This is a genomic window from Nocardia carnea (assembly GCF_029868855.1).
GTDB classification, from domain to species: Bacteria; Actinomycetota; Actinomycetes; order Mycobacteriales; family Mycobacteriaceae; genus Nocardia; species Nocardia carnea_A.
Genome location: NZ_JARWOV010000192.1, coordinates 1 through 12808 on the forward strand (window position 1 = coordinate 1; position 12808 = coordinate 12808).

At 69.0% G+C, this 12808-nt stretch carries 5 protein-coding genes and 1 riboswitch; of the genes, 3 read left to right on the plus strand and 2 right to left on the minus strand.

The window, feature by feature from the left end:
• Positions 1 to 185: 185 nt before the first annotated feature.
• Entirely contained in the window at positions 186 to 377 is a 192-nt protein-coding gene (gene rpmB, locus QH195_RS17490; protein ID WP_011210730.1) for a 50S ribosomal protein L28, read from the minus strand.
• Between the two features lie 411 nt (positions 378 to 788).
• Here rpmB and QH195_RS17495 point away from each other — a divergent pair, with 411 nt between their 5' ends.
• Complete coding sequence (locus tag QH195_RS17495; protein WP_280436185.1) at positions 789 to 2990, plus strand: DAK2 domain-containing protein; 2202 nt, start codon at positions 789 to 791, stop codon at positions 2988 to 2990.
• A 376-nt stretch (positions 2991 to 3366) separates the two neighbouring features.
• A complete protein-coding gene (gene recG / locus QH195_RS17500; RefSeq protein ID WP_280436186.1) occupies positions 3367 to 5643 on the plus strand; it encodes an ATP-dependent DNA helicase RecG in 2277 nt (758 codons plus the stop codon).
• A gap of 507 nt (positions 5644 to 6150) precedes the next feature.
• Here recG and metE read toward each other — a convergent pair.
• Entirely contained in the window at positions 6151 to 8418 is a 2268-nt protein-coding gene (gene metE, locus QH195_RS17505) for a 5-methyltetrahydropteroyltriglutamate--homocysteine S-methyltransferase (RefSeq protein ID WP_280436187.1), read from the minus strand.
• 152 nt (positions 8419 to 8570) lie between these two features.
• Positions 8571 to 8763: riboswitch (cobalamin riboswitch) on the minus strand.
• Between the two features lie 509 nt (positions 8764 to 9272).
• On the opposite strand from metE, the gene QH195_RS17510 reads away from it, so the two are divergent.
• Entirely contained in the window at positions 9273 to 12671 is a 3399-nt protein-coding gene (locus tag QH195_RS17510) for a pyruvate carboxylase (protein ID WP_280436188.1), read from the plus strand.
• Positions 12672 to 12808: the final 137 nt, after the last annotated feature.

Genomic DNA, 12808 nt, shown 5'->3' on the forward strand with positions numbered 1-12808 from the left:
CCACCCCCTCCTCACGTTTCTTATCTATCGGTCCCCCCCCTAGCGGTAAACCCCACCACCTTGCCCGGGGGGTAATCGCCCCGCCGGGGCAAGGTCGTGTTCAGTTCATTGTGCCCGAGGCAGAGACCTGTCAGCGGTTCGTACTGCACAGCCGCCGCGGCTCGACCACCGGCGATCGGTACGGCTCAGCCGCGGACGACCTTGCCGGCCTTCAGGCAGGAGGTGCACACATTCATCCGGCGGGTGTTACCCGGGGCGACCTGTGCACGCACGGTCTGGATATTCGGGTTCCAGCGACGGTTGGTGCGCCGGTGCGAATGCGAGACCGACTTCCCGAAGCCGGGGCCCTTGGCGCAGACGTCGCAGACGGCAGCCATAGTCGCGAACTCCTTCATGTCTTCAGAGGGACCTGCCACCGGTACGGAGGCGGATCCGAGAACAATGTCTTCCTGCCCGCCGGGCAAACCCGGGAAGCGCAGACCGATCCGATCGCGCCAGGCAACCCTGCAAGAGTAGCCCGACCCGCAATGATCCACAAAACCGGGGTGAACCCGCCCCGCGAGACCGGGGTCCCCGGTCCGCCACAGTGAACCCATCGCCTCGGTGCCGTCTGCCCGGATCCGCGTTCGGCCGGCTTCGGCGGATCCCGGTGTCCCCGTGCGCCCGGTGCCGGCGCCGCCCGGCGGACTCGGATTCCGTCGGCCGAGTCCGCCGCCGTCCGCCTCCGGCTCGTGTGCACCGATACGCGATGTCGGGCACCCCCGCTAATCTGGCGGGCGAAGAATCCGATGACCAGGAACGAGGTGGCGGTGCCCGAAACCCGGCAGGTGAACGGCGCTCCGGAGGGTCTGTGCCCGCGGCTCGACGGCGCACCGGTGGCGGGTGAACGGGCTACGCGGCCAACTGATTCCGGTGCTTACGATGCCGATCTGGGCGGATCCGTATTCCTTCGCTGGGGTCGCGCCTGTGTCGCCGCGTTGGAGCGGGCGCGGGCGGAGATCGACGGGCTCAATGTGTTCCCGGTCCCGGACTCCGATACCGGGCGCAATCTCCTGGCGACCATGCGCGCCGCGGTGCTGGAGGCGGAAGCTGCTGCAGCTGAGGTAGCGGCTGACACAGCCGGGGCAGACATGGACAGTGTTGCCGAGGCCGCGGGCGGGATCGCCGGCGGACCAGTGGACCGCGCTTGTCGGCCGGTAGAGCAGGTTCATCCGTACGCCGCGGCGATGGCGCGGGGAGCGACCTCGGGGGCGCGGGGTAACTCGGGAATCATCCTGTCCCAGGTGTTGCGCGGTATCGCCGAATGCACCGTGGACCGCGGACTGACCGGCGAGACCTACCGGGACGGACTCGCGCGGGCAGCGGAGCTGGTCCGGAACAGTTTGAGTGAGCCGGTGGAAGGAACGATCCTCACCGTGCTCGCCCGGGCGAGCGACGCGGCCCGCGAATGCGCCGGGTCCGAGCTGGCCCAGGTGGCTCGCGCTGCGGCCGAGGGCGCGGCGCGGGCACTGGAACAGACCCGTGACCAGCTGGCTGTGCTGCGTGCGGCCGGGGTGGTGGACGCAGGCGCGCGGGGGCTGCTGGTGTTGCTGGACACGATGGTCGCCGTGGTGACCGGGGAGACGCCCGTTCGAGGTGAATACCCGCCGGCGGCCGAGACCTCGAGCGCCGGCCGCGGGCAGGCCGTCCCGGAGCCGGTGCGCTACGAGGTGATGTTCCGGATCGCCGAGGCCGACGACCGCCGGGCCGCCGAGTTGCGTTCGCGGCTGGCGCAACTGGGGGATTCCGTCGTTGTGGCGGCCGATGGTGTCGGCGGATGGACGACTCATGTCCACTGTGCGGAGGCCGGGGCCGCGGTCGAAGCCGGCATTGCTGCGGGGGCTGTACGGGATATCCGGATCGAATACCTTGCCGAATCCCGAGCCCCTGCGGGCCGGCCCGGTCATATCGCTGCCGGTCCCGAGGGCCGATGTGTGGCCGGGCAGACCACGTCCGGGGGCACGAACTCCGACAGTGGCTCAGCGGAGCATTCGGTGTCCGACTCCGTTGTGGTAGCGCCGCCGACGGATGGTGCCGAGGCGGAGACGGCCGGATGTGACGCGCACGCGGGTATCGGCGGTGCGGGCACGGGCGGTCGGGCTGTGCAGGCGGGTTCGGCAGGGCAGGACGCGGCCGGTCGGGGGGTGCAAGTCGACGTTGCCGCGGCGGGCCCGGGCTGTGATGGCGCGCGGCCGGCTGCGGCTGCGCCGGATGCGGCCGGTGGTGTGCGGGCGGATAACGCTGATGCGGCCGGGATGAATCGTGGCCCGCGCTCTGCCGCCTCCCGGATGGCGATCGACCGCGGTGTCCTCGCCGTGGCGGCCGGGGCGGGGGCGACGGGCCTCTTCGAGGCTGCCGGTGCGGTGGTGCTGGACGCGGAACCGGCGTTGGAATCCGCGGCGCTGCTCGCGGCGATCCGGGAGATGCCGCATCGGGAGGTACTGGTGTTGCCGAACGGGGCCTTGCCGGCGCACGAACTGGTCGCGATAGGGGTCGCGGCCCGTGACGCGCACCGCGATGTCCTGCTGCTGCCCAGCGCCAGCATGGTGCAGGGGCTGGCGGCGATGGCGGTACACGACCGGGCGCGGATAGCGGTCGACGATGCCTTCGCCATGTCGGAAGCCGCCGCGAGTACCCGTTGGGGTGCGCTGCGCCGGGCCGGGGAACGCGCGCTGACCATGGTCGGAACCTGCGCGCCCGGCGACGGGCTGGGGCTGGTCGGCCACGATGTGGTCGTGATCGACCGGGATACCCACGCCGCGGGGCAAACTCTGCTGGACCGGATGCTGGGGTTGGGCGGTGAACTCGTGACCCTCCTGGTCGGCGCGGCCGCTCCGGACGGTCTGGCCGCCGATCTCGCGCGGCATATCGGAGCCGAATTCCCCGGTGTCGAGGTCTCGGTGTATTCCGGAGGTCAGCGCGGGGATCTGATCCAGATCGGTGTGGAATGAGCAGGCGTCGGACCGGGTGCCGGTGGTGGCGGGAGGACGGCGATTCCCGCGCCGAGCGGAGCGAACCGGCCGGTTCCGCGCGGAGCCGAACCGTGGATTGTGAGCCGAGTGGGCGAGCGAAACCCGGCGGAACGGCGCAATCGGCGACCCCGAGCGCAACGGTATCGGTGTCTCCAGATGGTGCAGGGCGTCATGGTGCCGCCGCGTGGAGCGGGTTCGGTGGTATCGCGGCGAACTCGGTCGACGCCACCGCCCCGGGGTGCGTCGATCGCGGAGCGCCGGATCGTGACCCACTATGGAGCCGGACCGGTGGCCGCGTCACAGAGCAGACGGTCGAATCCGGCGGGAGTGAGAGGGCGGCAGTGAGCGGAGTGATATGGCTACCTTGAGCGATCGGCTCGACCACGTGCTCGGGGCGAAGGCCGCCGGGTCGCTGTCGGATGCGTTCGATATGCGCACCGTGGAGGATCTGTTGCGGCACTATCCGCTGCGGTATGCCACTCAGGGCCAGCCGCTCACCGAGGAAGCGCCCGAGGACGGTGCGCACATCACGGTGATCGGGCGGATCACCAAGGCCGAACTGCGGCCGATGCGGCAGCGGCGCGGCTCGCTGTTGAAGGTGGTGCTCGATACCGGATCCGGTCGCGGGGTGGATGTCACCTTCTTCAACGGTGACAAGGTGAAATACGCGGTCCGCGAGGGCGCCCGGGCGATGATGTCGGGAACCGTGAATTATTGGCGGCCCGGCCAATGGAATCTCAGCCACCCCGGGTATCTGATCCTGCCGGAGTCCGACGGCGACGAACCGACGCTGACCACGGTACGCGGTGGCGGGGACCTGCGGGGGATCGCGCAGAGCGCGAAAGGCGCGGGCGGGGTGGATATGTCGTTCTTCGAGCGCGAGTTCATCCCGGTGTATCCGGCCACCGCAAAGGTGCAGAGCTGGGAGATCCTGGCGTGTGTCCGGCAGGTGCTCGATCAACTCGACCCGGTCGAGGATCCGCTGCCGGCCGATGTGCGCGACGAGCGGGCGCTGATGCCGGTGGGCGATGCGTTGCGGCTGATCCATCTGCCGGAGCACCAGGCCGATATCGAGCGGGCCCGGGAACGCCTGCGATTCGACGAGGCGCTGGCTTTGCAGCTGGTACTCGCCGAACGGCGGCACGAGGTATCCGGCCGGACAGCTCGTGCCTGCCCACCGCGCCCGGACGGTATCGCCGCCGCCTTCGACGAGCGGTTGCCGTTCGAATTGACCCAGGGGCAGCGTCAGGTGATCGCGGAAATCTCCGCCGACCTTTCCCGGGAGCAGCCGATGCACCGGCTGCTGCAGGGTGAGGTGGGCTCGGGTAAGACCATCGTCGCCCTGCACGCCATGCTGCAGGTCGTCGACGCGGGCCAGCAGTGCGCGCTGCTCGCGCCCACCGAGGTCCTCGCCGCCCAGCACTACCGGTCGCTGTGCGGGATGCTGGGCGATCTCGGCCAGGCCGGGGAACTCGGTGCGGCCGAGAAGGCGACCCGGATCACCCTCGTCACGGGATCGATGTCCACGGCCACCAAGCGGGCGGCGTTGCTCACGGCGGTGACCGGGGAGGCCGGGATCGTGATCGGTACACATGCGCTGATCCAGGATTCGGTGGAGTTCTTCGATCTGGGCATGGTGGTGGTCGACGAACAGCACCGTTTCGGTGTCGAGCAGCGAGATGCGCTGCGCGCCAAAGCAAAAGACGGGATTTCCCCGCATCTTCTGGTGATGACCGCGACCCCGATTCCGCGCACCATCGCCATGACCACCCTCGGTGATCTGGAGACCTCCACCCTCACCCAGCTGCCGCGCGGACGCTCACCGATCGCATCGAAGGTGGTTCCGCGGCGTGTACACCCCAACTGGGTGGATCGGGCCTGGGAACGGATCGCCGAGGAGGTGGCGGCCGGTCGACAGGCGTATGTCGTGTGCTCGCGTATCGGCGACGACGAGGACGGCGGCGGTTCCCGTGGAAAAGGCGGAAAAGCACGCGCCGCGGATTCCGGGAAGGAACCGCCTACCACCCAGTCCGTGCTGGACGTCTTCGACCGGCTGCGCACCGGGCCGCTGGCGCAACTGCGGGTCGGGTTGCTGCACGGACGGCTGCCCGCCGATGAAAAAGATCAGGTGATGCGCGATTTCAATGCCGGTGATATCGACGTGCTGGTCTGTACGACCGTCGTCGAGGTAGGTGTGGATGTGCCGAACGCGACCGTGATGGTGATCGTGGACGCCGACCGCTTCGGGGTGAGTCAGCTGCACCAGTTGCGCGGGCGGATCGGCCGCGGCAAACATGCCGGCCTGTGCCTGTTGATCACCGACGCGGCGCCCGGTGGGCCCGCGATGACCCGGCTGGAGGCGGTGGCCGCGACCACCGACGGTTTCGAGCTGTCGGTGCTCGATCTCCGGCAGCGGCGGGAAGGCGATGTGCTCGGCTCCGCGCAGTCGGGCACCGCGCGCTCGCTGCGGCTGCTGTCGCTACTCGACGATCTGGAGGTCATCACCACCGCCCAGGAACTCGCGCGGACCTTGGTCGCCGACGATCCCGGCCTCGCCCGGCACCCGGGTCTGGCGGCGATGATGCATGCCGCCGTCGATTCGGAACGGCTGGAGTACCTGGCGAAATCCTGAACACGCGGACAGGCCACCGGGCCCGGGTGCTGCGGTGACTTCTCGGGCCCGTCGAAGGTGGCCGGACACCTCGCGTGCCTTCTTGTAGCGGGGTGCCGGCGAAATTTGTTGTGGCATGAGGGAACCGGTGTGTACCCGGCGGCGTCAAATCTGGCACAGAGCAACGGCGAGGGAAAGGGTTGGGCGGTATGAGACCAGAGCAAGGGTGCCGTGCGGTCCGGCGGCGATCGCCGGTTCCGCAGCGAGGGGTCCGTCCGGTGTTGCGGATCACGCGACATTGCCCGGAATGTGCTGCGGCCGAACGGATGAAGCGCCGCGAGTCCGGGGCAGGCGAGCTGGAGGGCTGACTCCGGCCGGGCCGTAAATACTGTGGGAGGCCCGGGCCGGAGAAGTTGGTTCGCGATCAGCGCACGATACGCGCGGCGGCGACCGGACCGAATGGTTACTCCTCCGCCTCGGCCGGGTCGACCACCTTTCCGAGCGCGACCCGGGCCGGGCGGTATCCGGTCAGCGCATCTGTTGCGCGGCGGCAACCATATTGCGTAGTGACGCTTCGACCTCGGCGGTACCGCGGGTCTTCAAACCGCAGTCCGGGTTGACCCAGAGCCTTTCTGCGGGAACGGCTTTCAGTGCCGCTTGCAGCGCCGCAGTGATCTCCTCGGCGCTCGGCACCCGCGGTGAATGGATATCGTAGACGCCGGGGCCAACTCCCGCATCGAAGCCGGCGGCGTTCAGATCGTCGAGGACCTCCATATGTGACCGTGCCGCCTCGATCGAGGTCACATCCGCGTCCAGGCCGGCGATCGCGTCGATCACCTCACCGAATTCCGAATAGCACAGGTGCGTGTGGATCTGGATCGAATCGGCGACCCCGGAGGTCGCCAGCCTGAACGCGCCCACCGACCACTCCAGATAGGCCGGTTGGGCGGCCGTGCGCAGTGGCAGCAGTTCGCGCAACGCCGGTTCGTCCACCTGGATGATTCGAATGCCCGCATTTTGCAGGTCGACGGTTTCGTCCCGGATGGCCAGCGCCACCTGGCGGGCGGATTCCGCGAGCGGCTGATCGTCGCGGACGAACGACCAGGCCAGAATGGTAACCGGCCCGGTGAGCATGCCCTTGACCGGTTTGTCGGTGAGTGATTGGGCATAGGCGATCCAGTCGACCGTCATGGGCGCGGGCCGGGAGACGTCGCCGAACAGGATCGGTGGGCGTACGCAGCGGGTGCCGTAGGACTGGACCCAGCCCATCTCGGTGGCCACGAAACCGTCGAGCTGTTCGGCGAAGTACTGCACCATATCGTTGCGTTCGGGTTCGCCGTGCACCAGCACGTCGAGGCCGAGTTTCTCCTGAAGGGCGATGACCTCGGCGATCTCGGCCCGCATCCGGCGCTCGTATTCGCCCCGGTCGATCTCGCCCTTTCGCAGCGCTGCCCGGGCCAGCCGGATCGCGGTGGTCTGCGGGTAGGAGCCGATCGTGGTGGTGGGCAGGGGCGGTAGCTGCAGCCGGTCCTGCTGCAGGGTCCGCCGCTGCACCGCGGGACCGCGTTCGGCGGCGTCCTGGCCCAGGGCGGCCAGGCGGCCCCGCACCTGGGAGTCGGCGATCCGTGGATCCGACCGGCGGCTCGCGGTCGCCGCGCGGGCCTGCGCGAGTTCGGTCGCGACGGCCTCGGTGCCGGTGTTCAGTCCGGTGGCCAGCACCCGGACCTCGGCGACCTTCTCGGTGCCGAAGGCCAGCCACGAGCGCAGGGCTTCGTCCAGGTGTGTTTCCGCGGTGAGGGTGTAGGGCACGTGCAGGAGGGAGCACGAGGTGGAGACCGCGACCGATTTCCCGCTGCCGAGCAGCGTCGCGAGGGTGGACAGGGCTCGATCGAGGTCGGTGCGCCAGACATTTCGACCGTCGACGACACCGGCGACCAGCATTTTGCCCGCCAAGGCGGGAATGGCGGCCGGCTCGTCGACCGTACCGCCCGCGACCAGGTCGATCGCGAGTCCTTCCACATCGGTGCCGGCCAGCGCGTCGAGCGCCGGGCCGGGGCTGCCGAAGTATGTGGCGACCAGTACGGCCGGGCGGTCGGCCGGCTCCGTCAGCTCGGTGTAGACCTGCCGGACCACCGCGAGTTCCGCGGCGGTGAGGTCGGTGACCAGCACGGGTTCGTCCAGCTGCACCCAGTCCGCGCCCGCCGCGGCGAGCTGCGCGAGCAGGTCCCGATAGAGCGGGATCAGCTCACCGATGCGTTTCAGCGCGGCGGTGCCCGCGGATTTCGACAGTTTCAGGAAGGTGACCGGGCCGATCACCACCGGACGCGCCGGAACGCCGATTTCGATCGCCTCGCGAAGCTGAGCCAGTAACTCGCCCGGATGCAGCGTGAAGGAGGTGTGCGGGCCGATCTCGGGGACCAGATAGTGATAGTTGGTGTCGAACCACTTGGTCATCTCCAGTGGTTCCACCGAATCCGTTCCGCGGGCCGCGGCGAAATAGCGGTCCAGCGGATCGGCGATATCGGCGACTCGCGGCGGCAGTGCACCCAGCAGCACGGCCGTATCCAGCATCTGGTCGTAGTAGGAGAAGGTGCCGACGGGGATCGAATCCAGGCCCGCGGCCTGTAGCTCGGCGTACTGGTCGCGGCGCAGGGCCCGCCCGGTCTCGCGGAGCCGATCGGCATCGATACGCCCGGCCCAATAGGATTCGGTCGCGCGTTTGAGCTCCCGGCGTGGGCCCACCCGTGGCAGACCGAGAACCGTTGCGGTGAACGGGTTGTGCGAAATTGCAGTCACGGTGATCTCCAGTGCTGACGTTTCGACCGGCCAACGCCTTACGTGGGTGCACGGACACCACTGAGAACTCCGGACCCACCGCGCGGGCGGGAGGTGCTTCAGCACTGGTGGACCGCGACGCCTGATCCTCGAGGCGGTGGCCACCGGATACGGCGTACCCGGTACAACCGGCAGGTCTTCGGACTCGCGGGCTCCGGCCGTGCGGCCGACCTACTGGCTGTCGCTTCCCAGGCTGTGCGCCCAGTGCTGATGACAGCGTTCGTTCTCGCTCACCGCTGCGGGACAGTTCCGGATTTCCACCGGATTCCCTCTCACCCGCCTCGTACGGGTTTCGACGCCGGGGCGATCGTCCGGGGCTCCGGGTCGACCGGCCGGCGAACCAGCTGCGTCATCCACCATAGCCCGGTCGCTGGGTGCAGGCACCGCGATCGCCCGCCAGTCGTGCCGGTCGGGCTACCGATCTCCGGGCGATCGCGGCGACGACGACAATGCCGCCACAGGAAGTGGAGTCAGGCGCCGCCGAGGGCGCTGCCGCTCTTCTGCCGTGCGCAGTGCGACCTGTCGACGACGTGGAGTGCGACCCGCCCGTGGAATGCAGCGCGACCTTGCTGCCGAGTGCAGTGGGACCTGCTGCGCAGCGAAGTGTGCCCGTGTCACCGGGCCCGGTGTAACCGTCCTGCGAAGATTGCCCGGAGTTGGCCCGCTCCGGGTGACCGCACAATCGCCCGTGGTCGCCGGTGAGATGTGACGGCAGGGTGACCAAGGTTTCGCAACCGTGTAATGCCCCGTTGTGAAGATTCTGCGAAGTGGACTTCGGTGTCGATCCTGGATGTGGCGCCGGGTACGTTGGGTCAATGTTCTCGAAAGTCTTGGTTGCCAACCGCGGCGAGATCGCCATCCGAGCCTTCCGCGCGGCGTACGAGCTCGGTATCGGAACGGTTGCCGTCTTCCCGCACGAGGACCGGAACTCGGTCCACCGCCTGAAGGCGGACGAGGCATACGAGATCGGCGAGGAAGGACATCCCGTCCGCGCCTATCTCTCGGTCGAGGCGATCATCGAGGCGGCCGAGACCGCCGGCGCCGACGCGATCTATCCGGGATACGGATTCCTCTCCGAGAATCCGGATCTGGCCGCGGCCTGTGCGCGGGCGGGGATCACCTTCATCGGTCCGTCGGCCGAAGTTCTGGAACTGGCCGGTAACAAGGCCCGCGCGATCGCGGCGGCGAAGGCGGCCGGACTGCCCGTCCTGAATTCCAGTGCCCCTTCCGCGGATGTCGGCGAACTGCTCGCGGCGGCCGAATCCATGGAGTTCCCGGTGTTCGTGAAGGCGGTCGCCGGTGGTGGTGGCCGCGGTATGCGCCGGGTGCAGGCGCGCGAACAGTTGCGCGAGGCGATCGAGGCGGCCTCGCGGGAGGCCGAATCCGCGTTCGGCGATCCCACGGTCTTCCTGGAACAGGCGGTGGTCAACCCGCGTCATATCGAGGTGCAGATTCTCGCCGACACCCACGGCAATGTGATGCACCTCTTCGAGCGGGACTGTTCGCTGCAACGGCGGCACCAGAAGGTGATCGAACTGGCGCCCGCCCCGAATCTGGACCCGGAACTGCGGGACCGGATCTGCGCCGACGCGGTGGCGTTCGCCCGGCAGATCGGTTACAGCTGCGCGGGAACCGTCGAATTCCTGCTCGACGAGCGCGGCAACCACGTCTTCATCGAGATGAACCCCCGTATCCAGGTCGAGCACACGGTGACCGAGGAGATCACCGATGTCGATCTGGTGCAATCACAGTTGCGGATCGCGGCCGGGGAGAGCCTGGACGATCTGGGCCTGAGCCAGGACGAGGTGACCATCCGCGGCGCCGCGCTGCAGTGCCGGATCACCACCGAGGACCCGGCCAACGGTTTCCGCCCCGATACCGGGCGGATCACCGCGTACCGTACGCCCGGCGGCGCCGGTATCCGGCTCGACGGCGGCGCGAACCTCGGCGCCGAGATCGGCGCGTACTTCGATTCGATGCTGGTGAAGCTCAGCTGCCGGGGCCGGGACTTCCCGGCGGCGGTCGCACGGGCGCGCCGCGCGCTGATGGAGTTCCGGATCCGCGGTGTCACCACCAATATCCAGTTCCTGCTGGCGGTGCTCGACGACCCCGATTTCAAGGCCGGGCAGGTCACCACCGCGTTCATCGACGAACGCCCCCAGCTGCTCACCCTGCGCGAACCCGCAGACCGCGGCACCAAGATCCTGAACTACCTGGCCGATGTCACCGTGAACAAACCGCACGGTGCGCGGCCGACCGCGGTGTACCCGCACGACAAGCTGCCCGCGATCGACTTGTCGGTCCCGCCGCCGGACGGTTCGCGGCAGAAGCTGCTGACCCTGGGGCCGGAAGGTTTTGCGCGCGCACTGCGCGATCAGAAAGCCGTCGGAGTCACCGACACCACCTTCCGTGACGCCCATCAGTCGCTGCTGGCGACCCGGGTACGGACCAACGGCCTGCTCGATGTCGCCGGACATATCGCCCGGCTCACCCCCGAACTCCTCTCGGTCGAATGCTGGGGCGGTGCGACCTACGATGTGGCGCTGCGATTCCTGTACGAGGATCCCTGGGAGCGGCTGGCCGCTCTCCGCGAGGCGATTCCGAACATCTGCCTGCAGATGCTGCTGCGCGGCCGCAACACCGTCGGCTACACGCCGTATCCGGAGCGGGTGACCCGGGCGTTCGTCGCCGAGGCCACCGAAACCGGAATCGATATCTTCCGGATCTTCGACGCGCTCAACAATGTCGACCAGATGCGTCCGGCGATCGATGCGGTCCGGGAGACGGGTACCGCGGTGGCCGAGGTCGCGCTGAGCTACACGGGCGATCTCACCGATCCGGACGAGAAGCTCTACACCCTGGACTACTACCTGAAACTGGCCGAGCAGATCGTCGACGCGGGCGCGCATGTGCTGGCGATCAAGGATATGGCCGGCCTGCTGCGCGCCCCGGCGGCGGCGAAACTGGTGACCGCCCTGCGCAGCAACTTCGACCTGCCCGTCCATGTGCACACCCACGACACCCCGGGCGGTCAGCTCGCTACCTACCTGGCGGCGTGGCAGGCCGGTGCCGACGCGGTGGACGGTGCGTCCGCGGCGATGGCCGGTACCACCAGCCAGCCCGCGCTCTCGGCGATCGTCGCCGCCGCCGCACACAGCGAGTACGACACCGGCCTGAACCTGGGCAATGTCTGCGATCTGGAGCCCTACTGGGAGGCGCTGCGCAAGGTGTACGCGCCGTTCGAATCCGGGCTGCCCGCCCCGACCGGACGTGTCTACACCCATGAGATCCCCGGTGGTCAGCTGTCCAACCTGCGCCAGCAGGCCATCGCCCTCGGTTTGGGTGACCGTTTCGAGGAAGTGGAGGCGAAATACGCCGCCGCCGACCGGTTGCTGGGCCGGTTGATCAAGGTGACCCCGTCGTCGAAGGTGGTCGGCGATCTCGCGTTGTCGCTGGTCGGCTCCGGTGTCGAGATCGAGGATTTCGCCGCCGATCCGGGTCGCTACGACATCCCCGATTCGGTGATCGGTTTCCTGCGCGGCGAACTCGGCACCCCCGCCGGGGGCTGGCCCGAACCGTTCCGGGAGAAGGCCCTCGCCGGACGCAGCGCCGCCAAACCGGAGACCCCGTTGACGGCCGAGGACGAGGCCGGGCTGGCGGGCACCTCCCAGGAGCGCCGCGCGACCCTCAACCGGCTGCTTTTCCCGGGCCCCACCGCCGAATTCCTCGCGCACCGTGAGAAATACGGCGATACGACCGGGCTGTCGGCGAATCAGTTCTTCTACGGCCTGCGCCACGGCGAGGAGCACCGGGTCCAGCTGGAGAAGGGCGTCATCCTGCTCATCGGGCTGGAAGCCATCTCCGAACCCGACGAACGCGGTATGCGAACGGTGATGTGCATTCTCAACGGGCAGTTGCGCCCGGTTTCGGTCCGGGACCGGTCCATCGCCAGCGAGATCCCGGCCGCGGAGAAGGCCGACAAGAACAATCCGCACCATATCGCCGCGCCCTTCGCAGGCGTCGTCACCCTGACCGTCGCCGAGGGGGATCGGGTCGCCGCCGGCGATACGATCGCCACCATCGAGGCCATGAAGATGGAGGCCGCCATCACCGCGCCGCGCGGCGGAGTGGTGGGCCGGGTCGCCATCACCCAGGTGCAGCAGGTCGAGGGTGGTGATCTGCTGATCGAACTGGGCGGGCGCGAATCCGAATGACCCGGATCGTCGCCGGCACGGCCGGCGGGGGGCGCCCGGGGGTTACCCCCCCCCGGGCCCCGCCCCCCACGGGGCGGGGGGGGGGGGGGGGGGTGGGGGGGGGAGGGGGCCCGGGGGGGGTGGGGCGGGTCCGGGGG